At 70.6% G+C, this 25858-nt stretch carries 26 protein-coding genes; 13 read left to right on the top strand and 13 right to left on the bottom strand.

The genetic code is table 11. From position 1 onward, the window contains the following. The first annotated feature begins 1 nt into the window (after position 1). A complete protein-coding gene (locus OG199_RS17350; protein ID WP_401805665.1) occupies positions 2–1438 on the top strand; it encodes an aldehyde dehydrogenase family protein in 1437 nt (478 codons plus the stop codon). After that, positions 1431–2330: an aldehyde dehydrogenase family protein gene (locus OG199_RS17355; RefSeq protein ID WP_405830187.1), complete on the top strand. Its 900-nt coding sequence runs from the start codon at positions 1431–1433 to the stop codon at positions 2328–2330. Before OG199_RS17350 ends, OG199_RS17355 begins: the two co-directional genes overlap by 8 nt. Before the next feature lie 38 nt (positions 2331–2368). On the opposite strand, the gene OG199_RS17360 is transcribed toward OG199_RS17355, so the two are convergent. After that, on the bottom strand, positions 2369–2776 hold the full coding sequence (locus OG199_RS17360) for a hypothetical protein (protein WP_401805662.1): 408 nt from the start codon (positions 2774–2776) through the stop codon (positions 2369–2371). A 127-nt stretch (positions 2777–2903) separates the two neighbouring features. Here OG199_RS17360 and OG199_RS17365 point away from each other — a divergent pair, with 127 nt between their 5' ends. Beyond that, positions 2904–3536, top strand: coding sequence for a uridine kinase (locus OG199_RS17365; protein WP_356803557.1), 633 nt, complete (start codon positions 2904–2906; stop codon positions 3534–3536). A gap of 159 nt (positions 3537–3695) precedes the next feature. On the opposite strand, the gene OG199_RS17370 is transcribed toward OG199_RS17365, so the two are convergent. Further along, on the bottom strand, positions 3696–4472 hold the full coding sequence (locus OG199_RS17370; protein ID WP_405830188.1) for a SigE family RNA polymerase sigma factor: 777 nt from the start codon (positions 4470–4472) through the stop codon (positions 3696–3698). 305 nt (positions 4473–4777) lie between these two features. Between OG199_RS17370 and afsQ1 the strand changes: the two genes are divergently transcribed. The 5 genes from afsQ1 to OG199_RS17395 all read left to right on the top strand — a co-directional run bounded on the left by afsQ1 (position 4778) and on the right by OG199_RS17395 (position 8649). Continuing rightward, positions 4778–5455 (top strand): two-component system response regulator AfsQ1, encoded by a 678-nt coding sequence (gene afsQ1 / locus OG199_RS17375; protein ID WP_128380879.1) that lies wholly within the window; start codon positions 4778–4780, stop codon positions 5453–5455. Further along, positions 5452–7029 carry a sensor histidine kinase gene (locus tag OG199_RS17380; protein WP_401805659.1) on the top strand — a complete coding sequence of 526 codons (1578 nt, stop codon included), beginning with the start codon at positions 5452–5454 and terminating at the stop codon, positions 7027–7029. Before afsQ1 ends, OG199_RS17380 begins: the two co-directional genes overlap by 4 nt. After that, positions 7026–7655 (top strand): hypothetical protein, encoded by a 630-nt coding sequence (locus tag OG199_RS17385; RefSeq protein WP_356803561.1) that lies wholly within the window; start codon positions 7026–7028, stop codon positions 7653–7655. Before OG199_RS17380 ends, OG199_RS17385 begins: the two co-directional genes overlap by 4 nt. Before the next feature lie 148 nt (positions 7656–7803). Then, positions 7804–8355, top strand: a complete 552-nt coding sequence (locus OG199_RS17390; RefSeq protein ID WP_356803562.1) for a VanZ family protein — start codon at positions 7804–7806, stop codon at positions 8353–8355. Positions 8356–8448: 93 nt separating this feature from the next. Further along, positions 8449–8649, top strand: a complete 201-nt coding sequence (locus OG199_RS17395; protein ID WP_266701008.1) for a PspC domain-containing protein — start codon at positions 8449–8451, stop codon at positions 8647–8649. Positions 8650–8764: 115 nt separating this feature from the next. Here OG199_RS17395 and OG199_RS17400 read toward each other — a convergent pair whose 3' ends face one another. Both OG199_RS17400 and OG199_RS17405 read right to left on the bottom strand, forming a co-directional pair. Beyond that, positions 8765–9118, bottom strand: a complete 354-nt coding sequence (locus tag OG199_RS17400; protein WP_405830190.1) for an ATP-binding protein — start codon at positions 9116–9118, stop codon at positions 8765–8767. A gap of 141 nt (positions 9119–9259) precedes the next feature. Next, on the bottom strand, positions 9260–10414 hold the full coding sequence (locus tag OG199_RS17405) for an adenosine deaminase (protein WP_356803566.1): 1155 nt from the start codon (positions 10412–10414) through the stop codon (positions 9260–9262). Between the two features lie 113 nt (positions 10415–10527). On the opposite strand from OG199_RS17405, the gene OG199_RS17410 reads away from it, so the two are divergent. Further along, on the top strand, positions 10528–11289 hold the full coding sequence (locus OG199_RS17410) for a prolyl oligopeptidase family serine peptidase (protein ID WP_351725419.1): 762 nt from the start codon (positions 10528–10530) through the stop codon (positions 11287–11289). A gap of 36 nt (positions 11290–11325) precedes the next feature. On the opposite strand, the gene OG199_RS17415 is transcribed toward OG199_RS17410, so the two are convergent. After that, on the bottom strand, positions 11326–12285 hold the full coding sequence (locus OG199_RS17415) for a LysR substrate-binding domain-containing protein (protein WP_356803568.1): 960 nt from the start codon (positions 12283–12285) through the stop codon (positions 11326–11328). A 62-nt stretch (positions 12286–12347) separates the two neighbouring features. Here OG199_RS17415 and OG199_RS17420 point away from each other — a divergent pair, with 62 nt between their 5' ends. Together OG199_RS17420 and OG199_RS17425 are read left to right on the top strand one after the other, a co-directional pair. Further along, on the top strand, positions 12348–13631 hold the full coding sequence (locus tag OG199_RS17420) for an MFS transporter (protein ID WP_356803570.1): 1284 nt from the start codon (positions 12348–12350) through the stop codon (positions 13629–13631). A 179-nt stretch (positions 13632–13810) separates the two neighbouring features. Beyond that, positions 13811–14803, top strand: coding sequence for a sigma-70 family RNA polymerase sigma factor (locus OG199_RS17425; protein ID WP_356803571.1), 993 nt, complete (start codon positions 13811–13813; stop codon positions 14801–14803). On the opposite strand, the gene OG199_RS17430 is transcribed toward OG199_RS17425, so the two are convergent. Continuing rightward, positions 14705–15049, bottom strand: a complete 345-nt coding sequence (locus tag OG199_RS17430) for an STAS domain-containing protein (RefSeq protein WP_405830193.1) — start codon at positions 15047–15049, stop codon at positions 14705–14707. The two genes, OG199_RS17425 and OG199_RS17430, sit on opposite strands and share 99 nt — an antisense overlap. 189 nt (positions 15050–15238) lie before the next feature. Here OG199_RS17430 and OG199_RS17435 point away from each other — a divergent pair, with 189 nt between their 5' ends. Next, positions 15239–16159 (top strand): AEC family transporter, encoded by a 921-nt coding sequence (locus OG199_RS17435; RefSeq protein WP_356803576.1) that lies wholly within the window; start codon positions 15239–15241, stop codon positions 16157–16159. Between the two features lie 528 nt (positions 16160–16687). On the opposite strand, the gene OG199_RS17440 is transcribed toward OG199_RS17435, so the two are convergent. From OG199_RS17440 to OG199_RS17465, 6 genes are all read right to left on the bottom strand, one after another. Continuing rightward, entirely contained in the window at positions 16688–17971 is a 1284-nt protein-coding gene (locus tag OG199_RS17440) for a thymidine phosphorylase (RefSeq protein WP_266700999.1), read from the bottom strand. An 80-nt stretch (positions 17972–18051) separates the two neighbouring features. Continuing rightward, the gene (locus tag OG199_RS17445) at positions 18052–18495 is read right to left on the bottom strand and encodes a cytidine deaminase (protein WP_405830196.1); all 444 of its coding nucleotides are present in this window, start codon (positions 18493–18495) and stop codon (positions 18052–18054) included. Then, positions 18492–19754 carry an ABC transporter permease gene (locus tag OG199_RS17450; RefSeq protein WP_356809033.1) on the bottom strand — a complete coding sequence of 421 codons (1263 nt, stop codon included), beginning with the start codon at positions 19752–19754 and terminating at the stop codon, positions 18492–18494. The genes OG199_RS17445 and OG199_RS17450 overlap by 4 nt, the downstream gene beginning before the upstream one ends. Continuing rightward, positions 19751–20881: an ABC transporter permease gene (locus OG199_RS17455; RefSeq protein ID WP_356809032.1), complete on the bottom strand. Its 1131-nt coding sequence runs from the start codon at positions 20879–20881 to the stop codon at positions 19751–19753. Before OG199_RS17455 ends, OG199_RS17450 begins: the two co-directional genes overlap by 4 nt. Continuing rightward, positions 20878–22626, bottom strand: a complete 1749-nt coding sequence (locus tag OG199_RS17460) for an ABC transporter ATP-binding protein (protein ID WP_405830198.1) — start codon at positions 22624–22626, stop codon at positions 20878–20880. The genes OG199_RS17455 and OG199_RS17460 overlap by 4 nt, the downstream gene beginning before the upstream one ends. 171 nt (positions 22627–22797) lie before the next feature. Beyond that, positions 22798–23847 (bottom strand): BMP family protein, encoded by a 1050-nt coding sequence (locus OG199_RS17465; RefSeq protein WP_401805651.1) that lies wholly within the window; start codon positions 23845–23847, stop codon positions 22798–22800. 370 nt (positions 23848–24217) lie between these two features. Here OG199_RS17465 and OG199_RS17470 point away from each other — a divergent pair, with 370 nt between their 5' ends. Continuing rightward, positions 24218–24562, top strand: coding sequence for a hypothetical protein (locus OG199_RS17470; RefSeq protein ID WP_356797212.1), 345 nt, complete (start codon positions 24218–24220; stop codon positions 24560–24562). Positions 24563–24722: 160 nt separating this feature from the next. Here the strand turns inward: OG199_RS17470 and OG199_RS17475 are convergent, their stop codons facing one another. Continuing rightward, entirely contained in the window at positions 24723–25790 is a 1068-nt protein-coding gene (locus tag OG199_RS17475; protein ID WP_356797346.1) for a BMP family ABC transporter substrate-binding protein, read from the bottom strand. Positions 25791–25858: the final 68 nt, after the last annotated feature.

Genomic DNA, 25858 nt, shown 5'->3' on the forward strand with positions numbered 1-25858 from the left:
CATGGCATCTGCATTCGAGTACGCACCGGCACCCGAGTCCCGCTCGGTCGTCGACATCGCCCCCTCGTACGGCCTGTTCATCGACGGCGAGTTCACCGAGGCGGCAGACGGCAAGGTCTTCAAGACCGTCAGCCCCAGCACGGAGGAGGTCCTCTCCGAGGTCGCCCGGGCGGGCGCCGAGGACGTCGACCGTGCCGTGAAGGCGGCCCGCAGGGCCTTCGAGAAGTGGTCGGCGCTGCCCGGTTCCGAGCGCGCCAAGTACCTCTACCGCATCGCCCGCATCGTCCAGGAGCGCTCCCGCGAGCTCGCCGTCCTGGAGACGCTGGACAACGGGAAGCCCATCAAGGAGACCCGCGACGCCGACCTCCCCCTGGTCGCCGCGCACTTCTTCTACTACGCGGGCTGGGCCGACAAGCTCGACCACGCCGGCTTCGGCGCGAACCCGCGCCCGCTGGGCGTGGCCGGCCAGGTCATCCCCTGGAACTTCCCGCTGCTGATGCTGGCGTGGAAGATCGCCCCGGCGCTGGCGACCGGCAACACGGTCGTCCTCAAGCCCGCCGAGACCACCCCGCTGTCGGCGCTGTTCTTCGCGGACATCTGCCGCCAGGCGGGCCTGCCCAAGGGCGTCGTCAACATCCTTCCGGGATACGGCGACGCGGGCGCCGCGCTCGTCGAGCACCCCGACGTGAACAAGGTCGCGTTCACCGGCTCGACCGCCGTCGGCAAGGCCATCGCCCGCCAGGTGGCCGGCACCGACAAGAAGGTCACCCTCGAACTGGGCGGCAAGGGCGCGAACATCGTCTTCGACGACGCCCCCATCGACCAGGCGGTGGAGGGGATCGTCACCGGGATCTTCTTCAACCAGGGCCAGGTCTGCTGCGCGGGCAGCCGGCTCCTCGTCCAGGAGTCGATCCAGGACGAGCTGCTCGACTCCCTGAAGCGCAGGCTCTCCACCCTGCGGCTGGGCGACCCGCTCGACAAGAACACCGACATCGGCGCGATCAACTCCGCCGAGCAGCTGGCCCGTATCACCTCGCTCGTCGAGCAGGGCACGGCCGAGGGCGCCGAGCGCTGGTCCCCGGCCTGTGAACTGCCCTCCTCCGGATACTGGTTCGCCCCGACGCTGTTCACCAACGTCACCCAGGCGCACACCATCGCCCGCGACGAGATCTTCGGCCCGGTGCTGTCCGTCCTCAGCTTCCGCACCCCGGACGAGGCCGTCGCCAAGGCCAACAACTCCCAGTACGGCCTCTCGGCGGGCATCTGGACGGAGAAGGGTTCCCGGATCCTGGCCGTCGCGGGCAAGCTGCGCGCGGGCGTCATCTGGTCCAACACGTTCAACAAGTTCGACCCGACCTCGCCGTTCGGCGGTTACAAGGAGTCGGGCTTCGGCCGCGAGGGCGGCCGCCACGGCCTGGAGGCGTACCTCGATGTCTGACAAGTCCGAAGAGCACCGTCTGAGTGTCTTCAAGACCTACAAGCTGTACGTGGGCGGGAAGTTCCCGCGTTCCGAGAGCGGCCGGGTGTACGAGGTGACGGACTCGAAGGGCAAGTGGCTGGCGAACGCCCCGCAGTCGAGCCGCAAGGACGCCCGTGACGCGGTGGTCGCCGCGCGCAAGGCGTTCGGCGGCTGGTCCGGCGCGACCGCGTACAACCGCGGCCAGATCCTCTACCGCGTCGCCGAGATGCTGGAGGGCCGCAGGGACCAGTTCGCGCGCGAGGTCGCGGACGCGGAGGGCCTGTCGAAGTCGAAGGCGGCGGCCCAGGTCGACGCGGCCGTCGACCGCTGGGTCTGGTACGCGGGCTGGACCGACAAGATCGCCCAGGTCGTGGGCGGGGCCAACCCGGTCGCGGGCCCCTTCTTCAACCTGTCGACCCCGGAGCCGACCGGTGTCGTCACGGTCCTCGCGCCCCAGGAGTCCTCGTTCCTGGGCCTGGTCTCGGTGATCGCCCCGGTGGTCGCGACCGGTAACACGGCCGTGGTGATCGCGAGCGAGAAGTCCCCGCTGCCGGCGCTGTCGCTCGGCGAGGTGCTGGCGACCTCCGACCTCCCGGGCGGTGTCGTCAACATCCTCTCCGGCAGGACGGCGGAGATCGCCGCTCCCCTCGCCGCGCACCAGGACGTCAACGCGATCGACCTCGCGGGCGCGGACGACGTCCTGGCGAAGGAGCTGGAGATCGCCGCGGCCGACAACCTGAAGCGGGTCCTGCGTCCACAGCCTGTGGACTACGCGAAGACCCCCGGCATCGAGCGCCTCACGGCCTTCCTGGAGACGAAGACCGTCTGGCACCCGACCGGTTCACTGGGCGCCTCGGGCTCGTCGTACTGAGTCGGGTTCCCCGCGCCCCCCGAGGGGCGCGGGGAAGCTCACGCACCCCCCAGCACCCCCAGCGCCTGCCCCACCACCGGCACACTGCCCACCGACGGCGCCTGCGCCAGCGGCCGCGTCAGGGCCTGCGAACTCAGCGGCTTGAAGTCGGCGAGCTGGGTGCCGACCCCGTTGTCGAGCGGGTCGACGCCTGTGCCCGCGAGCGGGTTGGGCTTGAGGCCGGCGATCGGACCGGTGACGTATCCGACCGTGCCGGTCAGTGCCTGCAGGCCCGCCTGCGGGTCGAGGTCCCCCGCCGACGCGGGCCGGGCGCGCAGCACGTCGACGGCCGGAGCCGTGTCCGCGGCGGCCGTGGCCGCGCCCGCCCCGAGTGCCGCACCCGCGGTCGCCAGGGCGACCAGCGCGCGCCGCGCGGTCGGGTTCTTGCCTGATGCGTGTCGTGCCATGACGGGTGCCACCTTCTGCAGCGCAAAGTAATCGGTCCGATGCGAAGGGTAGTTGAGGTGTGATGTGCGCTCCAACGACGACCCGCAGGGTCGGCACCGCCCGCGCGATGCGTCAGACTGGTGTCTCGTGAGTCTCCCTCCCCCGATAGCGACCCGCGTCGCGCTGCTCTGTGGCCCCTCCGGCTCGGGCAAGTCCCTCGTCGCCGCCCGTTCCGGCCTGCCCGTGCTGCGCTTGGACGACTTCTACAAGGAGGGTGACGACCCGACACTGCCGCTGGTGGACGGGAGTTCCGACATCGACTGGGACCACCCGCGGTCATGGGACGCGGACACGGCGGTGGCCGCGATCGAGGAACTGTGCCGTACGGGACGTACGACCGTTCCCGTGTACGACATCGCGCTGAGCGCCCGTACCGGCACGGAGGCGCTGCGCATCGAACGGACTCCGCTGTTCATCGCGGAGGGCATCTTCGCCGCCGAGATCGTCGAGCGCTGCCGTGAACTGGGCCTGCTGGGCGACGCGCTGTGCCTGTCCCGCGGTCCGGTGACGACGTTCCGGCGGCGCTTCGTGCGGGATCTCAAGGAGGGCCGCAAGTCGGTCCTGTTCCTGCTCCGCCGCGGCTGGCGCCTGATGCGCGCCGAACGCTCGATCGTGGCGCGCCAGACCGCGCTGGGCGCACACCCCTGCGACAAGGACGAGGCCCTGGGCCGGCTGGCCACGGCGGCCGGCCCCGCGGATCGCTGTACGACAGCGGCATGACCGCCGGCCACGGCGACACGCCGGGCCCGCACACGAAAAGAGGTCCAGGCGGACCCCCCGTCCGCCCGGACCTTTTCCGCTTCCCCCGTGGTTCCCCGCGGTCCCCCGTCGGCTCCCCCCGGAACCGTTCCCCGCGCGAACCGCTTCCCCCGCAGACCTTCAGGCGACGAGCTCCCCGAAGGACTCCTCCTCGTCACGGCCGAAGCTGAGGACCTCGTCCTCGCGCATCCGGCGCAGCGACCGCCAGATGCTCGACTTCACCGTGCCGACACTGATGTCGAGGATCTCCGCGATCTCCGGGTCCGTGCGGCCCTCGTAGTAACGAAGGACCAGCATGGTGCGCTGGAGTTCGGGAAGCCGGGCCAGCGCCTGCCACAGCACGGCGCGCAGCTCGGTGCCGCGCATCGCGTCCGTGTCACCCGCGGTCTCCGGCAGTTCCTCGGTCGGGTATTCGTTCAGCTTGCGGCGGCGCCACGCGCTGATGTGCAGGTTGGTCATGGTGCGACGGAGGTAGCCCCCGACCGCGGCCTTGTCACTGATCCGCTCCCAGGCCCGGTACGTCGAGAACAGCGCGCTCTGCAGCAGGTCCTCGGCCTCGAAACGATCCCCCGTCAGGTGGTAGGCGGTTGCGTACAGGGAGGCGCGGCGCTCCTGGACGTAGGCGGTGAACTCCGCCTCCGACAGCGAGCGACGTTCCCCCGTGGCCTCCCCGTACGCGGCTCCCCCGTGAGCCCCGCCGACCGTCCCCGCGGCGGCTGCCGCCGCGGGGCTCTCCCCCGTGAAAGCGTCAACCACCGTCATGTACGTGGTGTGCTGACGCCCGGTGCCGCGAGCGCACCCCCGCGGGCTCACGGCACCGGACTTCTCCGTGCCCCGGGTGACGTCGTGGAGCCGCGTGACAACTGCGCTCGTGCTGGTGCTGTGCAGCGTGTTCATCTCGCGCCCCCCGTCGTGGAGTCCCGGTGTCTTCCGTACGCGCCCGGTGCCGTCGTGCCTGGCCCCGTGCTCGCTCCGTGCTTCCTTGCTTGTGTCGAAAAGCTTGCCCGGGGCACTTCATGGCCGTGTCCGCCGACTGTCACAGACCTGTCACAGGGGTCCTCTGTGGGCGCGTCACAGCACGATCACGGAGAAGAGCGGTAGGGCCGCTCGGACGCCTTCCGATGCGTCCCTTCTGTGCGAGAGATGGGTGGGAGCGCTCCAACTGTCGAAAGAGTCCCTCACCATGGGCCAGAATGACGTCCGTGCCTTCCCTGTTGCTGATCGAGGACGACGACGCCATCCGTACGGCCCTGGAGCTCTCTTTGACGCGCCAGGGACACCGTGTGGCCACCGCTGCCACCGGCGAGGACGGTCTGAAGCTGCTGCGTGAGCAGCGGCCGGACCTGATCGTGCTGGATGTGATGCTGCCCGGCATCGACGGGTTCGAGGTGTGCCGGCGCATCCGGCGCACGGACCAGTTGCCCATCATTCTGCTGACCGCGCGCAGCGACGACATCGACGTGGTGGTCGGACTGGAGTCCGGCGCCGACGACTATGTCGTCAAGCCGGTGCAGGGGCGGGTGCTCGACGCCCGTATCAGGGCCGTGCTGCGGCGCGGTGAGCGCGAGGCCAACGACTCGGCGACGTTCGGCTCCCTCGTCATCGACCGCGCGGCGATGACGGTCACCAAGAACGGTGAGGACCTCCAGCTGACGCCCACCGAGCTGCGGCTGCTCCTGGAGCTGAGCCGCCGTCCCGGACAGGCGCTGTCCCGCCAGCAGTTGCTGCGGCTCGTCTGGGAGCACGACTACCTGGGCGACTCGCGTCTCGTGGACGCGTGTGTGCAGCGGCTGCGCGCGAAGGTCGAGGACGTCCCGTCCTCCCCCACGCTCATCCGTACGGTCCGCGGGGTCGGCTACCGGCTGGACAGTCCTCAGTGACCCCACCGCAGGACGGGCTCCGCGGCTGGGCCGCGGCGCGCAGGGCGATACTCGCGGGTCTGCGGTTCACCAGTCTGCGGCTGCGGCTGGTCGTGGTCTTCGGACTCGTCGCGCTCACGGCCGCGGTGTCCGCGTCCGGCATCGCGTACTGGCTCAACCGCGAGGCCGTGCTGACGCGTACGCAGGACGCGGTGCTGCGTGACTTCCAGCAGGAGATGCGCAACCACGCGAGCCTGCTGCCGGTGCGTCCGGCGCAGGACGAACTGCAGCGCGCCGCGGGGCAGATGGCGAACAGCAGCCAGCGCTTCAGCGTGCTGCTGGTGGCCCAGGACGGCAGCGGCAAGCCCGTGGTGGGCAACTCGGAGCTGGACACCTTCACGCTGGAGGACGTGCCCGCGTCCCTCCAGAAGGCCGTGAACAAGGAACAGTCGCTCTCCTCGAACAACAAGTCGGCCTATCACCTGTACTGGCAGCGCGTCACCGACCACGGCAAGCCCTACCTGGTGGGCGGCGCGAAGGTGATCGGCGGGACCACGACCGGTTACATGCTCAAGTCGCTGGAGCCGGAGGCCAAGGACCTCAACTCCCTGGCCTGGTCGCTCGGTATCGCCACCGGCCTCGCGCTGATCGGCTCGGCGCTGCTCGCCCAGGCCGCCGCGACGACGGTCCTGAAGCCGGTGCACCGCCTCGGCATCGCCGCCCGCCGCCTCGGCGAGGGCAAGCTCGACACCCGGCTGCGCGTGTCGGGGACGGACGAACTCGCCGATCTGTCACGGACGTTCAACCACACGGCGGAGGCGCTCGAAAAGCGCGTCGAGGACATGAGCGCCCGTGACGAGGCGTCCCGCCGTTTCGTGGCGGACATGTCCCACGAGCTCCGTACGCCCCTCACCGCGATCACCGCCGTGACGGAGATCCTGGAGGAGGAGCTGGACGCGGAGACCGGCAGCGTCGATCCGATGATCGAGCCCGCCGTGCGTCTGGTCGTCAGTGAGACCCGCCGTCTGAACGACCTGGTCGAGAACCTCATGGAAGTCACCCGCTTCGACGCGGGCACCGCCCGGCTCGTCCTCGACGACGTGGACATCGCCGACCAGATCACCGCCTGCATCGACGCCCGCGCCTGGCTGGACGCGGTGGACCTGGACGCCGAGCGCGGCATCATGGCGCGTCTCGACCCGCGCCGCCTGGACGTGATCCTGGCCAACCTGATCGGCAACGCGCTCAAGCACGGCGGCAGTCCGGTACGTGTCTCGGTCCGGGAGGAGGCGGACGACCTCCTGATCGAGGTCCAGGACCACGGTCCCGGCATCCCCGAGGACGTCCTGCCGCACGTCTTCGACCGCTTCTACAAGGCGAGCGCGTCGCGCCCGCGCTCCGAGGGCAGCGGCCTGGGTCTGTCGATCGCCCTGGAGAACGCGCACATCCACGGCGGCGAGATCACCGCCGCGAACGCGGCCGAGGGAGGCGCGGTCTTCACGCTCCGGCTCCCGCAGGACGCCTCGGAACTGCTCGCCGACGACGAGCGCGAGCGGAACCGGACCGGGAACGGCACGAAGGGCAGCGCCGGATGACGACCGTACGACGTCGAGGCGCGCGCCGGTGGCCGGCCGTCCCCCTCCTCGCGCTGCTGCTCGCGGGCTGCGGCATCCGTTCCACCCAGGTCCCCACGGACTTCGGCCCGGCACCCTCCCGGGTCCCGTGCACGCTGTCCGGCCCGGACGTCTCCACCCAGGCCTCCCGCGGCATCCCGGTGCAGGTGTTCCTGCTCTGCTCCGGGCAGTTGGTGACGGTCGACCGGTCCGTGCGGGTGCCCGACGGCGCGACGGAGAGCGCGCGGCGCGTCCTGGTGGCGCAGGGGCTCCTCGACGAGCTCGCCGTGTCGCCCTCCACTCCGGAGCAGCAGGCGGGTTACACGACGGACGTGCGCGGCGGGATGACCGTGAGCGGACCCCGTCCCCGGAGCGCCTCGGAGCCGGAGGACACGCTCCGGCTGAGCACCCCGCCCCGGGAGCTGACCCCGGCGGCCCTGGCCCAGATCGTCTGCACCTTCTCCGACTCCGCCGCGGCGGAGGACGACGGTTCGGTGGTCCTCGGCGGCCCCGACGCGAGTCCGCTGCGCCGTTACCAGTGCACGTCGGACGTCCGCTCCGACCCCGACAGGAAATCCCCGCCGTCCACGGCTCTCGACGGCGCCTGACCGTCGCGCCCGGGGTGTGTCCCCGGCCTCCGCGGAGAGCCGGGAGACCGCCCCGGGGGCCCGTGCGTGTGGCGCACGCCTCACCGCTGGGCGCCAAGCCCGCCGACAAGCCGGAACCGATCCTGCCGACCGCCGCGTCTTGGGAGGCGTGCAACGTCAAGGCGAAGACGGCGGCAGCGCCGTGATCCGCGTCCGTGCGGCAGGAGGTCTCCTCCTCGTCGCGCATCTCGCGCTCGTCGCCTGGATCACGCTGCGCCCGCTGGACGTCCCCTGGGTGAGCCCCGCCAACCTGCGCCCCTTCGCCGGTATCAGGGCGGACCTCGCCCTGGGCCCCGCGCAGGCCGCCCGCCGCATCGGCGAGGGCCTGGGGCTGCTCGCCCCGCTCGGTGTCCTGCTCCCGCTGGCGGGCGGCAGGCTGACCGCCTCGCCCCTCGGCTCCCTGGTCCGCACGGTCGCCGCCGGCGCTCTGCTCTCGCTGGGCATCGAACTGCTGCAGACCGGCGTTCCCGGGCAGGTCGTGGACATCGACGCGCTGCTGCTCAACACCGTCGGCGTGGCACTGGTCCACGCCGCGGTCGTGCCCGCCGTCAGGGTGGGGCTCCGCCGCCGGGCCGAGACCAGGCGCCGCGCGGCCCTCCCCCGGGAGGACACGGCTCAGGGTCGGACCCCGACGATTCCCAGGGTCGGTATCGCACCGTAGAGCGACGCTTCGTCCGCTTCGTCACCGTAGCGTTGAAGACATCGGGGCCGGACATCCGGCACACGATCAGCCACGGTTCACGAAGGAGTCCTCATGAGCGCCCTTGCCCGCCCCACCAACGGCCGCATGATCGGCGGAGTGTGCGCAGCGCTGGCACGGCGCTTCGGCACCTCCGCGACGACGATGCGTGTGATCTTCGTACTCTCCTGCCTGCTGCCCGGGCCGCAGTTCCTGCTCTACATAGCGCTGTGGATCCTGTTCCCGTCCGAGGACAAGGTCCGCACCGCCTGGTAGTCACGCGCCGGCGAGGTCCTCGCCGTACAGCACGACGCGCCGGTGGGGCGCACCCGACTCGGGTGCGCCCCACCGGCGTTGTCGCGTGTGCGGGCCGGAGCCCGGGCGGCGGGTGTCAGCCGATCGGCAGTCCGTTCACCGGCAGGCCGTGCGTCGGCAGGCCCTGCAGCGGCAGGCCGCCGAGCAGCCCGGCCACCGGCGCGGTGGGGCCGTTCGCGAGCACCTTCGCGGCGGCGGGCTGGGCGGCCGCCACACCCGCACCGAGCGCGCTCTGACCCTGGGCAAGCGCCTGACCCGCGCCCGGCAGCGTACTGGCCACGCTCTGCGCGGGCAGCGCCTGGGTGACGGTGTTCAGCGCCGACGAGGCGTCCGGCACGGCCGGTGTCGCGTTCGCGGCGCCGGCGCCGACGGCGGCGAAAGCGGCACCGAGAGCGGCGACACCGAGGGTCTTGGCAGCAGACTGCTTCATATGGAATGCGTCCTTGGATCCGTGTGACGGGGATGTGAGCGGTCCAAAACCGTAAACACGCAAAGCGCCACTCCGCAAACATCGAAAACCGGTCGAGTCATGGAGAATGAGTGAAGACCCGACCGTCCCCCGCCGCTCCGATCAGGCCTGATTCTCCAAGGATCCCCTGGTGGAAGAGGTCTGCTGGAACAGCCATTCGGACTTCAGCTCGGCATATCCCGGCTTGATCACGTCATTGATCATGGCAAGTCGTTCATCGAAAGGAATGAATGCTGACTTCATAGCATTGACCGAGAACCACTGGAGATCGTCGAGCGAATAACCGAACGCGTCGACAAGGTGCTCGAATTCACGGCTCATGCTCGTCCCGGACATGAGCCGGTTGTCCGTGTTCACCGTGGCCCGGAAGTGCAACCGCCGCAACAGCCCGATCGGGTGCTCGGCATAGGAGTCGGCGGCACCGGTCTGCAGGTTGGAGCTGGGGCACAGCTCCAACGGGATGCGCTTGTCGCGGACGTACGACGCGAGGCGCCCGAGCGTCACCGAGCCGTCCTGCGCGACCTCGATGTCGTCGATGATCCGGACGCCGTGGCCGAGCCGGTCCGCGCCGCACCACTGGAGCGCCTGCCAGATGGAGGGCAGCCCGAAGGCCTCGCCCGCGTGGATGGTGAAGTGGTTGTTCTCGCGCTTGAGGTACTCGAACGCGTCGAGGTGCCGGGTGGGCGGGAAGCCGGCCTCGGCCCCCGCGATGTCGAAGCCGACGACACCCAGGTCCCGGTAACGGTTGGCCAGTTCGGCGATCTCCAGGGCGCGGGCCGCGTGCCGCATCGCGGTGAGCAGCGCGCCCACCCGGATGCGGTGGCCGTTCTCCCGGGCCAGGCGCTCCCCCTCCCGGAAGCCCTCGTTGACCGCCTCCACGACCTCTTCGAGGGTGAGCCCGCGCTCCAGATGCTGTTCGGGGGCGTACCGCACCTCGGCGTAGACGACCCCGTCCTCGGCGAGGTCCTCGGCGCACTCGGCGGCGACCCGCACCAGCGCCTCACGGGTCTGCATGACGGCGCAGGTGTGCGCGAAGGTCTCCAGGTACCGCTCGAGGGAACCGGAGTCGGCGGCCTCCCTGAACCAGACGCCGAGTTTGCCGGGGTCGGTCTCGGGGAGCCCGGAGTAGCCGCTCTCCCGGGCGAGTTCGACGATCGTCCCGGGGCGCAGGCCCCCGTCGAGGTGATCGTGCAGCAGGACCTTGGGCGCCCGGAGGATCTGTTCCGAGCTCGGGGTGTTCCGGATCTGGCTCGTCATTCGCGCACTGTAGCCCCTACGCGCGTAGATGTTCTGTCGTCCCGATCCGTCGATATGTAACGGTGACCCGGCGGACGGGTGGCGTACACCGTCACTTCTGACACTGTTCTGTCATGGCACAGCAAGCGACGCCGGTACGCAGCGCCCGGCTGGGGAGGGCACTGGGCCCGGAGCCGACAGCGGTCAGCGGAGTGGTCCTGCTGCTCCCGGGCGGCGACGAGACCTCCGGCCGCAGGCCTTCCCCCATGTGGGCGACCGCCTCCGTACGCGCGTTGGGCCGCCGCCTCACGCGCGCGGGACAGGCGGAGGGCCTGGCCGCCCATGTCGTGCACTACCGCTTCCGCGGCTGGAACGGCAGCGAGGCGCATCTCGCGGGCGACGCGTCCTGGGCCGCCGACGAGGTCGTACGCCGTTACGGCGACGTTCCCGTCTGCCTCGCCGGCGTCGACATGGGGGGCCGGGCCGCACTGCGCGCGGCCGGTCACACCGCCGTCAACTCCGTGCTGGCGCTGGCACCCTGGCTGCCCGAGGAGGACATGGCGGCGCCACCCGAACCGGTGAAACAGCTCACCGGGCGGCGCGTGCTGATCGTGCACGGCACCAACGACGAGCGCACCGACCCGGAACTGTCCTTCCGGCTCGCGGCCCGCGCCAAGAAGTCCAACCGCGACGTCTGCCGCTTCGAGGTCCACTCCGACGGACACGGGTTGCACCAGCACCGGACCGAAGTCCACGCGCTGGCCGAGGACTTCGTGATGGGGGCGCTGTTCGGGCGGGGACTGTCCCGTCCGCTGGAGGACGCGCTCGCGGCGCCACCGCCGCTGGGCCTGCGGATGCCGCTCGCCTCGGGCTTCGGGAAGGCGCTGCGCCACTGAGGGCCGTCCGCGCCCCGAAGGGATGCTCCCCGTCCTCTAGGGGCTGTCCCGGAGCAGGTGGCCCCGCCGTGAGAGCAGGAACTTCTTGAACGCCGCCACGGGCGGGGTGTCGGGGTGGCCGTCCAGCCACGCCACCCCGATCTCACGGACCGCGCGCGGAGCGGTGATCGCCAGTTCGACGACTCCGGGGCGGGCCACGGCCGGTGGCGGCAGCAGGGCGACACCCAGACCGGCGGCGACGAGTCCGCGGAGCGTCTCGGTCTCCTCGCCCTCGAAGGCGATCCGCGGCGTGAATCCCGCCTCCCGGCAGAGGTCGTCGGCGATGCGCCGCATGCCGTAGCCGGGTTCGAGGGTCACGAAGGTCTCGTCGGCGGCCTCCACCAGACGGACCCGCCTGCGGGCGGCGAGCCGGTGGTCGGCGGGGACGACGAGCCGCAGCTTCTGCTCGTCGAGGAGGCGGCCCACCAGGTCGGGCGCGTCGGGCACGGGCGAGGTGAGGCACAGGTCCAGCTCCCCCGAGCGCAGCCGCTCCAGCATCGCCTCGCCGTAGTTCTGCACGAGGCTGAAGCGGACCCGGGGGTGGTCGGCGCGGAAGGCGCGGATGAGCCCGGGGACGGTCTCCGATCCCATCGTGTGCAGGAAGCCGAAGGCGACCTTGCCGGTGGCCGGGTCGGCGTCCGCGCGCACCTCGTCGGCGGCGCGCCCGATCTCGGCGAGGGCCCGTTCGACGGAGGAGAGGAACGTACGGCCTGCGGGGGTGAGGGAGACCGTACGGCCGCGGCGCGCGAACAGGTCGACGCCCAGGTCCTGTTCGAGCCGGACCATGGCGCGCGACAGGGTCGACTGCGGGACCCGCATCTCCTGCGCGGCCCTCGTCACGTGCTCGGTGCGGGCGACCCCGGCGAAGTGCGCGAGACGCGGGGCGAGCACCGCGACGATGTCTTCTGTGTCACTGGACGGTGACAGGTGACCCTGTGACCTCTGCTGATGCACCATGGGAACGATTATGGCGATTCCATGCATTGGACGGATGAATGGTGGGGTCCTAATTTCGAAGCATGCCTTCCGCCAGTACCGGGGCGTCCACCACCGTGGACGCCGCCGCAGCCGCCGTCCCCGCGTCCGCCGACTCCCGTCTGGCCCCGGGCGGGCCGGGCTACCGCCGGATGAGCTTCGCCCTCTTCCTCGCCGGTGTCGCGACCTTCGCGCTCCTCTACTCCACGCAGGCCCTCCTCCCCCTCATCTCCACGGACCTCGGCGTGACCGCGAGCCAGGCCAGCTGGACGGTGTCGGCCGCGACGGGCGGACTGGCGCTCTTCGTCCTCCCGATGAGCGCGCTCTCGGAGCGCTACGGACGGCGCACGTTGATGACGGCGTCGCTGGTGGTCGCGGTGGCGGTCGGGCTGCTCGTGCCCTTCGCGCCGTCGATCGGCGCGCTGGTGGCACTGCGCGCGGTACAGGGCGCGGCGCTGGCGGGGCTGCCCGCCTCGGCGACGGCGTACCTGGCGGAGGAGGTCCGCCCCAAGGCGCTGATCACGGCGATCGGCCTCTTCGTGGCGGGCAACAGCGTCGGCGGGATGAGCGGCCGGGTCATCACCGGCTGGGTCGCGCAGGAGTGGGGCTGGCGGATCGCCGTCGCCACGATCGGCGTGATCGCCGTGGCGTGCGCGGTGGCCTTCCGGCTGCTGCTGCCCGCGCCCCGGCACTTCACCCCGGGCTCGCCGCGCCCGCGGGCCCTGGTCCGCACGGTCCGCGACCACCTCGCCAACCCGCTGCTGTGCCGGCTGTACGCGATCGGCGCACTGTTCATGATGGTCTTCGGCGGGGTCTACACGGTGATCGGCTACCGCCTGACCGACGCCCCGTTCTCGCTCCCCCAGGGCGTCATCGGATCGATCTTCCTGGTCTACCTGGTCGGTACGGTGTCGGCGTCGACGGCGGGCCGGCTGGTCGACCGCCTGGGCCGGCGCGGCTCCCTCTACCTGGCGGGCGGCACGACCACCGCCGGACTCCTCCTCTCGCTGGCCGACTCCCTCCCCCTGGTCCTGCTCGGCCTGGTCCTGATCACCGCGGGCTTCTTCGCGGGCCACGCGGTGGCGTCCTCGTCGGTGAGCCACACCGCCAAGGAGGGCCGCGCCCAGGCGTCCGCCCTCTACCAGTCCGCCTACTACATCGGCTCCAGCGCCGGCAGCACCCTCGGCGCCGTCGCCTTCCACGCGGGAGGCTGGGCCGGCACGGTGGCGCTCGGGCTGCTCGCGGTGCTCGGCGTCGTGTCGATCACCCTCTTCGGCACGCACGCGGCGCGGGCCCAGGCGGCCCGGAAGCCGGCCCTGGCCCACTGACCCGGCCCGCCACGACCCGCCGGAGGGGGTCGGCGTCCGCTCAAGGCCCCCGAGGCAACCGGTCCGACCTGCCGCTTTCCGCACTCCGGGGGCCATTGTCAGTGGCCTGCGGTAGCTTCCGAGGTGCCGGCGCAGCGAAGCGACGGCGCGACAGGAACAGCCACAGGGGTGGGTTGGCCATGAGCGAGGGTACGGCGACGACGACAGACCTGGACGTCCGGCTGGAGAAGCACCGGGTCGAGCTGACCGGATACTGCTACCGGATGCTCGGCTCCTCCTTCGAGGCGGAGGACGCGGTGCAGGACACGATGGTCCGCGCCTGGCGCAGCTACGACAAGTTCGAGGGCCGCTCGTCGATACGCTCCTGGCTGTACCGGATCGCCACGAACGTGTGCCTGGACATGCTGAACGCCGGCAACAGAAGGGCCCGGCCCATGGACCTCACCGGTCCCTCCCCGCTCGCCCAGGCGGCGCTCACCCCGCGCCCGGACAACACCTGGCTGGAGCCGGTGCCCGACGCCCGCGTGCTGCCCACCATCAGCGACCCGGCCGAGGCCGCGGTGGCCAAGGAGTCGGTGCGGCTCGCCTTCATGGCCGCCCTCCAGCAGCTGCCGCCCAAGCAGCGGGCCGTGCTCATCCTGCGCGAGGTCCTCGCATGGAAGGCGAGCGAGGTCGCCGAGCTGCTCGGCACCACGGTCGCCTCGGTCAACAGCGCGCTGCAGCGGGCCCGCGCCACGCTCGCGGAGAGGGAAGGCACCCCGGGCGCCGTCTCCGACCCGCTCGACGAGGAGCAGCAGAAGCTCCTGGAGCGGTATGTCGCCGCGTTCGAGGGATACGACATGACGGCCCTGACCGCGCTGCTCCACGAGGACGCGATCATGACGATGCCGCCGTTCGACCTGTGGCTGCTCGGCCCCGGCGACATCACCGGCTTCATGACGACGCTCGGCGCCTCCTGCGCGGGTTCGCGCCTGCTCCCGGTGTCGGTGAACGGTCTGCCGGGCTTCGCGCACTACAAGCCGGACCCGGAGAAGGGCGGCTTCAGCGCCTGGGCGATCCAGGCCCTGGAGATCTCAGACGGCCGGATCACCGGATTCCACTGCTTCCTCGACACCGAGCGCTGGTTCCCCCTCTTCGGACTGCCCCTCCAACTCGAAGCGGAGGCCCACTAGATCGAGGAGGGCGCGCAGCGGCGGGGCCGGATCGCGCAGACGTATGCGTCCACCGGCCCGGCGGGCGGCGAGCTCCATCCTGGCCAGCGCGTCGACGGTGGCGAGCCCGGGCGGACCGAGCCCGGCGACGTCACAGACGAGCACTCCGCCGCCCGTCTCCACCAGCCGCGCACGCACGTCGTCGCAGAGCCCCGGCACCTCGTCGCGGGTGACGAGGGCGGGCAGCACGAGAACGGCGGGTGTCATGGCGTCCACGGTCAGTAGACCGGCCGGAGGGACCGAACTCATCGGGGCCCGGCGGCCGGTCTCGCCCGCCCGCGTGCCGTAAGGATCACATTGACCCGCGCCCGGCCTTCCCCGGAGGGTTGGGTGTATGCCCCACGAACCCGTGCCCGACCATCCGCCAGGCCTCCTCCCGCACCTCAAGGAGGTGCCGTGCAGGGGGTGTTGACCGGGTTTGCGGTGATTGCCGTCGTCATCGGCGTCGGCTGGCTGATCGGCCGCCGGGGCTATCTCGGGGAGAACGGCCGCGAGGTGCTGACCAAGCTCGCCTTCCATGTGGCCTCACCCGCGCTGCTGTTCACCACGCTCGCCCGCGCCGACCTGTCGGTGATCTTCTCCAGCCGGCTGCTGGTCACCGCCATGAGCACGGCCGCGGCGGCCGGCGTCTTCGTCGTGGTGGGTGCCGTACGCGGCTGGGGTGTGGGCCGGACGACGATCGGCGCCCTGTGCTCCAGCTACGTCAACTCCGGCAACCTCGGCATCCCGATCGCGGTGTACGTGCTCGGAGACGCCTCGCTGGTGGCGCCCGTGCTGCTGTTCCAGCAGATCGTGGTCACGCCGGTCGCGCTGACGGTCCTGGACCTGTCGGGCCCGGGCGAGAAGGGTTCGGTGTGGCTGCGGCTGGTCACGCCCCTGCGCAACCCCATCGCCGTCGGCTCGCTCGCCGGGGTCGCCGTGTCGGCGAGCGGCCTGCGGGTGCCGGGGCCGGTCATGGACCCGCTCACCCTGATCGGGAACATGTCGGTGCCCGCGGTGCTGCTCGCGTTCGGTATCTCGCTGTGCGGCAGCACGCTGCCCGGTCGCGGCGCGGACCGGCACCCCGTGCTGCTGTCCGTCGTGCTGAAGGCGGTGGGCCAGCCCGCGGCGGCCTGGGCGCTGGCGGCCGGCGTGTTCGGGCTGCACGGTGCGCCCCTGCTCGACGTCGTGGTCACCTCGGCGCTGCCCGCCGCCCAGAACCTCTTCACCTACGCGTCGCGCTACCGCGTCGGCGAGACGCTCGCCCGCGAGTCGATCCTGCTGTCGACGATCCTGTCCGTCCCGGCCCTGGTGGTGATCGCGACCGTACTCGGCTGACGCATACGCGCCCACGCCACGACGCTGCCCGACACCCGCACGGCAACACACACGAGGGCCACGCCACAGCCGGCACACGCACCCGCACCCGCACCCGGCGACGCACGCGAGGGGCCGGGCCGGTACGTCGCAGCCCGTCGCTTACGCCCGGATCGAGCAGCGGCTCCCCAACCCGGCCCACGCCTGATCCAACGGCGACGGGCTCGACGTACCGGCACGGCCCCGCCCCCACCCCGGGCCGCACCCGCACCCGCACCCGGCAACGCACGCGAGGGGCCGGGCCGGTACGTCACAGCCCGTCGCTTACACCCGGATCGAGCAGCGGCTCCCCAACCCGGCCCACGCCTGATCCAACGGCGACGGGCTCGACGTACCGGCACGGCCCCGCACCCACCACCGCCCGCAACCGCAATCGCCCCGCCCCGCCCCGCCCCGGGCAGAGGCGCACGCACCGTACCGGGCCGGGATACACGCGAGGAGGGGCCGGTGCGCCCCGCGCCCGGCCCCTCCTCGCACTCCTCGTGAGGATCAGGCGATCCGGTCCAGCACGATCGGGTTCGGCTTGAACTCCGTACCCGGGGCCGCGATGTCGTACGAACCCTCGACCGACTCCAGCGCGTACGCGAACCGCTCGGGAGTGTCGGTGTGGAGGGTCAGCAGCGGCTGGCCCGCGGTGACGGTGTCACCGGGCTTGGCGTGCATCTCGACGCCCGCGGCGGCCTGCACCGGGTCCTCCTTGCGCGCACGCCCGGCGCCCAGCCGCCACGCGGCGATACCGATGTCGTACGCGTCGAGACGGGTCAGCACGCCCGAGGACGCCGCCGTCACCACGTGCTGCTCGCGCGAGGTGGGGAGTTCGGCGTCCGGGTCACCGCCCTGCGCGGCGATCATGCGGCGCCAGACGTCCATCGCGGAACCGTCGGCGAGGGCCTTCGCCGGATCCGCGTCCTTCACGCCCGCCGCGTCCAGCATCTCCCGCGCCAGGGCGACGGTGAGCTCGACGACGTCCGAGGGGCCGCCGCCGGCCAGCACCTCGACGGACTCCCGTACCTCGAGTGCGTTGCCGGCGGTCAGGCCCAGCGGGGTCGACATGTCGGTCAGCAGCGCGACCGTGCGCACCCCGTGGTCGGTGCCCAGGCCGACCATCGTGGAGGCCAGTTCCCGGGCGTCCTCGATGGTCTTCATGAAGGCGCCGGTGCCCACCTTCACGTCCAGCACCAGCGAGCCCGTGCCCTCGGCGATCTTCTTCGACATGATCGAGGACGCGATCAGCGGGATCGCCTCCACCGTGCCCGTGACGTCACGGAGGGCGTAGAGCTTCTTGTCCGCGGGGGCCAGCCCGTCGCCCGCCGCGCAGATGACCGCGCCCGTGGTGTCGAGGACGTGCAGCATCTCCTCGTTGGAGAGCAGGGCCCGCCAGCCGGGGATCGACTCCAGCTTGTCGAGCGTGCCGCCGGTGTGGCCGAGGCCCCGTCCGGACAGCTGCGGCACCGCGGCACCGCAGGCCGCGACCAGCGGAGCCAGCGGAAGCGTGATCTTGTCACCGACACCGCCCGTGGAGTGCTTGTCGGCGGTCGGACGGGACAGCGAGGAGAACTCCATGCGCTCGCCCGAGGCGATCATCGCGGCGGTCCAGCGGGCGATCTCACGGCGGTTCATGCCGTTGAGCAGGATCGCCATGTTGAGGGCGGCCATCTGGTAGTCGGCGACCTCGCCGCGGGTGTACGCGTCGATGACCCAGTCGATCTGTGTGTCGCTGAGCTCACCGCGGTCCCGCTTGGTGCGGATGACGGAGACGGCGTCCATGGCCATGACTTTCCTTCCGAAGACTTACGAACATGCACGGCCCCTCCCGACCGGTGGTCCGGTCGTCGGGAGGGGCCGCACAGGCGTTACTTGGTGAGATTCTCCGGCCCGAAGGCCTGGGGCAGCATCTCGGAGAGCGGCAGGATCCCGGCCGGCGTCTCCACGAGCAGCTCGGGCCCGCCGAACTCGTACAGCAGCTGGCGGCAGCGTCCGCACGGCACGAGGATCTCGCCCTGCCCGTCGACGCAGGTGAAGTGCGTCAGCCGACCGCCCCCGCTGTTCTGGAGCTGGGAGACGAGACCGCACTCGGCGCACAGCCCGAGCCCGTACGAGGCGTTCTCGACGTTGCAGCCGGTGACGGTCCGGCCGTCGTCGACGAGCGCCGCGACACCCACCGGGAACCCCGAGTAGGGGGCGTAGGCACGGGCCATGGCGTCCCGCGCGAGTTCCCGCAGGGCCTCCCAGTCGACGTCCACGGACCCGGTCTCCCGGGATGCGGGCTCCGTGGATCCGGTCTCCGGGGACGTCACTTGCCCTGTCCTCTCCGGTACGGCATGCCGTCCGCCTTCGGCATCCGCAGATGCTGGGCGGACAGCGAGAGCACGAGCAGGGTCACGACGTACGGAGTGGCGCTCACGAACTGCTGCGGGACCTCGTCGGTGGCGAGGTACCAGACGAACATCAGCGCCGAGACCACGGCGGTGACGACCGCGGGCACGACCCGCTTCCTCCACGCCAGGTAGCCCACGGCGATCACCAGCAGGATGGCGAGGAGCAGGATCAGCGCGTGCACGTTGGTGCTGCCGCCGCGCAGGTTGAGGCTGTCGGTGTAGCCGAACAGGCCCGCGCCGAGGGCGAGGCCGCCCGGCATCCAGTTACCGAAGATCATCGCGGCCAGACCGATGTAGCCGCGGCCGGCCGTCTGACCGTCCAGGTAGACGTTGGACGCCACGATGGACAGGAACGCGCCGCCGAGGCCGGCGAAGCCGCCCGAGATGATCACGGCGATGTACTTGTACTTGTAGACGTTGACGCCGAGGGACTCCGCGGCCACCGGGTTCTCGCCGCAGGAACGCAGCCGCAGGCCGAAGGCCGTGCGCCACAGCACCCACCAGGTGGCGGGGACGAGGGCCACCGCGACGAGGGTGAGCGGAGACAGGTCGGTGACCAGTCCGCCCAGCAGTCCCGCGATGTCCGAGACCAGGAACCAGTGCTTCCCGTTGATGGTGGACAGCCAGCTGGACAGTCCTGGGATGTCGAAGGTCCCGAGCGAGTCGATCGGCGGGGACTGCTTGGAGGAGCCCTGCGGAGCGTCCTCGAAGGTGAACTTGGAGAGGTAGCGGGTGGTGCCCAGCGCCAGGATGTTGATGGCCACACCGGACACGATGTGGTTGACGTTGAAGGTCACGGTGGCGATGGCGTGCAGGATGCCGCCGAGGCAGCCGCCGATGATGCCGAAGGCGACACCGGTCCACGGGCCCCACTGGTAGCCCGCCCAGGCACCGAACCAGGTGCCGAGGATCATCATGCCCTCGAGGCCGATGTTGACGACGCCCGCGCGCTCGGCCCACAGACCGCCGAGGCCCGCGAGGCCGATCGGCACCGCGAGGCGCAGCGCCGTGGACATCTGTCCGGTGGAGGTGATGCCGTCGGCGCCGGTGATGAGGCGCACGATCGAGACCAGGATCAGTACACCCGCGATGACGAGCAGGAGTACCGGTAGGGACATACGGCGGCTGCCCTTGCCGGGCTGCTGCGCCTGCGGCTTGGCGACGGTCGCGGTGCTCATCGGGCAGCCACCTCCTTCGGGGAGTTGTTGTTGGCGGCGGCCGCGGCGGCCAGTTCCTCACCGACCCGCTTCTGCTGGCGGCGCAGGCCCCAGACGCGTACGGCCTCGTACGAGATGACCACCGCGAAGACGATCAGGCCCTGCATGATCGTGGCGATCTCCTTCTCGTACGCCACCGGGGTCGCGTAGTCGAGAGCCGGGGACGCCTTGTCGAGGAAGGCCCACAGGAGGGCGGCGAGGGCGATGCCGCCCGGGTTGTTGCGGCCGAGCAGCGCGATGCCGATGGCGGTGAAGCCGAGACCGGCGGGGAAGCTCAGGCTGTAGGTGTGGGCGTCGCCGAGGAGAAGCGGCAGCCCGGAGATACCGGCGACCGCGCCGGAGATCAGCATCGCGGTGAGCACCATCCGCTTGGCGTCGACGCCGGAGGCCGCGGCGGCCTCCTCGGAGGCACCGGTGGCGCGCAGGTCGAAGCCGAAGCGGGTGCGGTTGAGGACGAGCCAGAACAGGACGCCCATGAGGACCGCGAGGAAGACCATGCCGTAGATCTCGCCGACGCCCGGTCCCAGGTCGATGCCGGGGAACCAGCCGGACTTCTTCATGATGCCGGTCGTGTTGTTGTTGCCGACCTGCACACCCCAGATGTTCTCCGCGGTGAGGTAGCCGATGAGGCTGGTGGCGATCGCGTTGAGCATGATCGTCGCGACGACCTCGCTCACTCCGCGGGTGACCTTCAGGACGCCCGCGATGCCGGCCCAGAAGGCGCCGGTGCACATGGCGACGATCATCAGCACGGGGATCTGCAGGAAGGACGGCAGCGCGAGGTGGGCGCCGACCACCGCGGTCATCATCGCGCCGAGGCGGTACTGGCCGTCCACACCGATGTTGAACAGGTTCATGCGGAAGCCGATGGCCACGCCGAGCGCCGCGATGTAGTACAGCGACGCCTGGTTGACGATCAGCACCTGGGTGTCGGAGTACGTCGCCTGCTGAAGCATCAGGGAGTACGGCTCGAACGCGCTCTTGCCCGAGGCGAGCAGCACGACCGAGGTCAGTGCGATCGCCGTGACGAGCGCGATGACCGGGCCGGCCACCGCGAGGAGCACGCGCTCCTTGTCGAACTTCTTCATCGGGCCTCGTCCTCCGGGGCGGCGCTTTCCGCTACGTGCTCCAGGTGTCCGGAGGCGGCGCCGGTCATGGCCGAGCCGAGTTCCTCCGGGGTGACGGTCGCCGGGTCGGCGTCCGCCACGAGCCTGCCGTTGTAGATCACCCTGAGGGTGTCGGACAGGCCGATCAGCTCGTCCAGGTCGGCCGAGATCAGCAGCACGGCCAGGCCTTCGCGGCGGGCCTCGCGGATCTGGTCCCAGATCGCCGCCTGCGCGCCGACGTCCACACCGCGGGTGGGGTGGGCGGCGATCAGGAAGCGCGGCTTGTGGCTCATCTCGCGGCCGACGATCAGCTTCTGCTGGTTGCCGCCGGAGAGGGAGGCGGCGGTGACGTCGATGCTGGGGGTACGGACGTCGTACTCCTTGACGATCCGCCTGGTGTCCTCCTGGGCGCCCTTGATGTCGAGCCAGAACCCCTTGGCGTTGGGGCTCTCGGTGACATGGCCGAGGATGCGGTTCTCCCAGAGCGGGGACTCCAGCAGCAGGCCGTGGCGGTGGCGGTCCTCGGGGATGTAGCCGATGCCCTGCTCGCGACGCTTGCGGGTGGGCCAGCCGGTGATCTCCTCGCCGAGGAAGGACACGGTGCCCGAGTCGGCGTGCTTGAGGCCGATCAGCGCGTCGATGAGCTCGGTCTGGCCGTTGCCCTCGACGCCGGCGATGCCCATGACCTCGCCCGCGTGGATGGTGAAGGTGACGTCGTCGAGAACGCGTCGCACCGCGCCGGCGGTCTCGGCCTTGTCCTCCGTGACCAGACCGGCGCCGGGGGCCGGCGCGGCGAGCTCGCCGAGGGAGGCGCCGCCGCTGGCGAGGGCGGTGAGGCCCTTGACCTCGATCACCGGCTTGTCCGTGACGGTCGACTCGGCGGTCTCCGGGGTCGGCAGCTCACTGCCGACCATCATCTCGGCGAGCTGGCGCGGGGTGGTCTCGGACGGCACGGCGGTACCGACCGTCGTACCGCGCCGGATGACCGTGATCTCGTCGGCGACCGACAGGACCTCGCCCAGCTTGTGCGAGATGAAGATGACGGCCAGGCCCTCGGACTTGAGCTCGCGCAGGTTGTCGAAGAGTGCGTCGACCTCCTGCGGCACCAGTACGGCGGTGGGCTCGTCCAGGATCAGGGTGCGGGCGCCGCGGAAGAGGACCTTGAGGATCTCGACGCGCTGGCGCTCGGCCACGCCGAGGCTCTCGACGAGCACGTCCGGGCGGACGTTCAGCCCGTACCGGTCCGAGATCTCCTTGATCTTCTTACGGGCGCCGCCGCCGATGCCGTACAGCTTCTCGCTGCCCAGGACGACGTTCTCCAGGACGGTGAGGTTGTCGGCGAGCATGAAGTGCTGGTGGACCATGCCGATGCCGCGCGTGATGGCGTCGGCGGGCGACGAGAAGCTGACCTGCTCACCGTCGACGGCGATCGTGCCCTCGTCCGGCTTCTGCATGCCGTAGAGGATCTTCATCAGCGTCGACTTGCCGGCACCGTTCTCGCCGACGAGGGCGTGGACCGTACCTTTGCGGACGCTCAGATGGATGTCGTGGTTGGCCACCACACCCGGGAACCGCTTGGTGATCCCCGCCAGCTCGACCGCGGTCGACTGCGCGGTGAGGGGAGGGCTGCTGGACGCGTCGATGGCGCACTCTCCTTGGAAAAGGGGCCATCTACGCGCGTAGCGCCCCTGCTTTAAATAGTGCCCGGACGGACCGAAGGTGATCATTTTCGATCAGATCCGATGCGGTCCGAGCATTTTGCCGCGCGAACGGGGCGCGAGGAGTCATCCTCCCCACACCCCGTTCCGTGGCCGTAACGCTGCCATTACAGCGTCGCCATGGCCATGGTTTCGACGTCTGGTGATGACGTCGTGACCTGGCGGGGATCGGGACTCGGGTCAGGAGGTCTTGACCTTGATCGAGCCGTCCTTGATGCCGGCCTCGGCCTTCTTCAGCGCGGCCTGCAGGTCGGCGTTGTTCTTGAACGCCGGGTTCGAGTCGGCGAGGCCGACACCGCCGGTGGCGAGGCTGGCGCGCACGACGCCGGTCGCGGGCTTGCCGTCCTGCACCGACTTCGCGAGGTTGAAGACCGCCCCGGCGACGTCCTTGGTGGCCGAGGTCAGGATGTAGTCCTTGTACTTGGCCAGCGCGTCCTGCTTGTACTGGTCGGAGTCGACGCCGATGGCCCACACCTTGTGCGCGGCGGCGGACTGGATGACGCCCTGGCCCGACAGGCCCGCGGCGGCGTAGAGCACGTCGGCGCCGGCGTCGATCTGGCCCTCGGCGGCGTCCTTGCCCTTGTCGGGGCTGGCGAAGCCACCCTCCTGGGGGGTCTGCGTCAGGTACTGCGACTCGATCTTGATCTTCGGGTTGACCGACTTGGCGCCCTGGACGTAACCGGCCTGGAACTTGTGGATCAGCGGGATGTCCACGCCGCCGATGAAGCCGATGTGGTCCTTCTTGGTGGCCTTGGCCGCGGCCACGCCCGCCAGGTAGGAGGCCTCTTCCTCGTGGAAGACCATGTCGGCGACGTTCGCGGCCTTGTCCTGGTCGTCGTCGATGATGCCGAAGGTGATCTTCGGGTACTTGGCCGCGACTTCCTTGATCGCCGGGGCGTAGACGAAGCCGACGCCGATCACCGGGTTGTAGCCCGACTTGGCGAGCTGCTCCAGGCGCTGCACCTTGTCGGCGTCGGACTCGCCGTCCTGCGGCTCGATGTCCCGGCCGCCGATCTTGAGTTCCTTCTCGGCCTTCTGGAAACCGGCGAACGCGGCGTCGTTGAAGGACTGGTCGCCCTTGCCGCCGATGTCGTACGCGAGACCGATGCCCTTACCCTTGGCCGAGCCGCCACTGGAGGCATCGGTGGACGAGCCGCCACAGGCGGAGAGAGCAACGGCGAGGGATGCGGTTGCAACGCCCGCAACCGCGATTCGGGACACCCGGCGCATGAACGTGACTCCTTTTGTGCAGGCGCCCAGACCAGGCGCTGATTCCGCCGCAGCGTAACGCGCGTAGACATAGCAGAGAACCCACCTTGCCAGAGTGTTATCCGACCGTTTTGAACCCTCGGCGAACGGTCGCCGAACACATGGGACGCGTCCGCTCGGCAAACCCGCCCGGCCTCTGGGCGCGGCGCCCACCGCTCCGGTGTCATGTACCAGACCACCACACATCCCAAGATCCTTCCCAGGTCGGATCTTTTCGGCAGGTACCCACCGGAAGAATCCCTGTTCGAGATGCGCATCTCCGCAGGCCGGACCAGCCTGCGGCGGCGGGCCGGACCAGCCTGCGGCAAACGCTTCTGATCCAAGGGGGATCGTGAAACTCAACAAGTTCACCGCAACCGCGATAGGCGTCGGTGTGGTGCTGTCGGGCACCGTGGTCGGTGTCGCGACGCCCGCCATGGCCGCGTCGACCTGCAGCACGCGGATCTCCGCGGACCGCTCGACCGGTTACGCGAAGTGCACCGGGGGGAACACCCGCCTCAGCGAGCACCGCGTGAAGGTGGTGTGCATCGGGCCTCGCGGCGACAAGGCCAACGTGTACGGCAAGTGGGTCAGCACCCGCCACGGCGAGACGTCGAAGGCCGTCTGCACCACGAACCCGAGGTCGTCCGGCGTCGAGGTGTACCGGATCACCGTCGAGACGGAGGAACCGGTCTAGCCAGGTCTGGCCGACCGGATTCCAGGATCGTCCCGCCGTCCACGAGCGCGCCCGGCACGCGTGGACGGCAAGGGGACGGACAGCGCACGCAGGGGGGAGCCCCCGGCCCTTACAGCGGGCCGGGGGCTCCCCCACGCTGGTCGACGACCACGGACACGGCTTACGGGTTCGTGTTGACGGTGACCTTGCCGTCGATGATGTCCTGCTTGGCCTTCTCGACCGCGGCGACGACGTCCGGCAGGGCCTTGTACTTCGGGTTGGAGTCGGCGAAGCCCACGCCGCCCGACTTCAGGTCACCGCGCACGACGCCGCTCAGCGGCTTGCCGTCGACGACGGACTTGGTCAGGTCGTACACGGCGCCGCCGACGTTCTTCAGGGCCGAGCCGAGGATCCAGTCCTTGTACTTGGCCAGAGAGCTCTGCGCGTACTGGTCGGAGTCGACGCCGATGGCCCACACCTTCTTGGCGGCGGCCTGGGAGATCACGCCCTGACCGGACAGGCCGGCCGCGTGGTAGAGCACGTCGGCACCCTTCTCGATCTGACCGGCCGCCGCGTCCTTGCCCTTGTCGGGGCTGGCGAAGCCACCCTCCTGAGGCGTCTGCGTCAGGTACTGCGACTCGATCTTGATCTTCGGGTTGACCGACTTGGCACCCTGGTCGAAGCCCGCCTCGAACTTGTGGATCAGCGGGATGTCCACGCCGCCGATGAAGCCGATGTGGTTCTTCTTGGTGGCCTTCGCCGCCGCGACACCCGCGAGGTACGACGACTGCTCCTCGTGGAAGACCAGGTCGGCGACGTTCGCGGCCTTGTCCTGCTCGTCGTCGATGATGCCGAAGGTGACCTTCGGGTACTTGGCCGCGACTTCCTTGATCGCCGGGGCGTAGACGAAGCCGACGCCGATCACCGGGTTGTAGCCCGACTTGGCGAGCTGCTCCAGGCGCTGCACCTTGTCGGCGTCGGACTCGCCGTCCTGCGGCTCGATGTCCCGGCCGCCGATCTTGAACTCCGCCTCGGCCTTCTGGAAACCGGCGAACGCGGCGTCGTTGAAGGACTGGTCGCCCTTGCCGCCGATGTCGTACGCGAGACCGATGCCCTTCCCAGCGTAGCCCGACGAGCTCTTCTTGGAGTCGCTGCCCGTGTCGGTGCTCGACTTGCCACAACCGACCGCCGCGAGGGCGATGACCGTGACGGCCACCGCTGCTTGGGAGAACCTGGTCCTCCGAGATATCAGACGCACAGCAAGCACCCTTCATCCCCACGGCCGTCGCCGGTCCGCTTCCCCAACACGCCGCACCG

It is taken from the genome of Streptomyces sp. NBC_01176 (assembly GCF_045039825.1).
GTDB lineage: Bacteria > Actinomycetota > Actinomycetes > Streptomycetales > Streptomycetaceae > Streptomyces.

Bases quoted from the DNA above. Each gene is read 5' to 3' on its own strand.
- OG199_RS17350 (WP_401805665.1), top strand. From the start codon at position 2: ATGGCATCTGCATTCGAGTACGCACCGGCACCCGAGTCCCGCTCGGTC.
- OG199_RS17355 (WP_405830187.1), top strand. From the start codon at position 1,431: ATGTCTGACAAGTCCGAAGAGCACCGTCTGAGTGTCTTCAAGACCTAC.
- OG199_RS17360 (WP_401805662.1), bottom strand. From the start codon at position 2,776: ATGGCACGACACGCATCAGGCAAGAACCCGACCGCGCGGCGCGCGCTG.
- OG199_RS17370 (WP_405830188.1), bottom strand. From the start codon at position 4,472: ATGAACACGCTGCACAGCACCAGCACGAGCGCAGTTGTCACGCGGCTC.
- OG199_RS17385 (WP_356803561.1), top strand. From the start codon at position 7,026: ATGACGACCGTACGACGTCGAGGCGCGCGCCGGTGGCCGGCCGTCCCC.
- OG199_RS17395 (WP_266701008.1), top strand. From the start codon at position 8,449: ATGAGCGCCCTTGCCCGCCCCACCAACGGCCGCATGATCGGCGGAGTG.
- OG199_RS17400 (WP_405830190.1), bottom strand. From the start codon at position 9,118: ATGAAGCAGTCTGCTGCCAAGACCCTCGGTGTCGCCGCTCTCGGTGCC.
- OG199_RS17405 (WP_356803566.1), bottom strand. From the start codon at position 10,414: ATGACGAGCCAGATCCGGAACACCCCGAGCTCGGAACAGATCCTCCGG.
- OG199_RS17410 (WP_351725419.1), top strand. From the start codon at position 10,528: ATGGCACAGCAAGCGACGCCGGTACGCAGCGCCCGGCTGGGGAGGGCA.
- OG199_RS17415 (WP_356803568.1), bottom strand. From the start codon at position 12,285: ATGGTGCATCAGCAGAGGTCACAGGGTCACCTGTCACCGTCCAGTGAC.
- OG199_RS17420 (WP_356803570.1), top strand. From the start codon at position 12,348: ATGCCTTCCGCCAGTACCGGGGCGTCCACCACCGTGGACGCCGCCGCA.
- OG199_RS17425 (WP_356803571.1), top strand. From the start codon at position 13,811: ATGAGCGAGGGTACGGCGACGACGACAGACCTGGACGTCCGGCTGGAG.
- OG199_RS17430 (WP_405830193.1), bottom strand. From the start codon at position 15,049: ATGACACCCGCCGTTCTCGTGCTGCCCGCCCTCGTCACCCGCGACGAG.
- OG199_RS17440 (WP_266700999.1), bottom strand. From the start codon at position 17,971: ATGGCCATGGACGCCGTCTCCGTCATCCGCACCAAGCGGGACCGCGGT.
- OG199_RS17450 (WP_356809033.1), bottom strand. From the start codon at position 19,754: ATGAGCACCGCGACCGTCGCCAAGCCGCAGGCGCAGCAGCCCGGCAAG.
- OG199_RS17455 (WP_356809032.1), bottom strand. From the start codon at position 20,881: ATGAAGAAGTTCGACAAGGAGCGCGTGCTCCTCGCGGTGGCCGGCCCG.
- OG199_RS17460 (WP_405830198.1), bottom strand. From the start codon at position 22,626: ATGATCACCTTCGGTCCGTCCGGGCACTATTTAAAGCAGGGGCGCTAC.
- OG199_RS17465 (WP_401805651.1), bottom strand. From the start codon at position 23,847: ATGCGCCGGGTGTCCCGAATCGCGGTTGCGGGCGTTGCAACCGCATCC.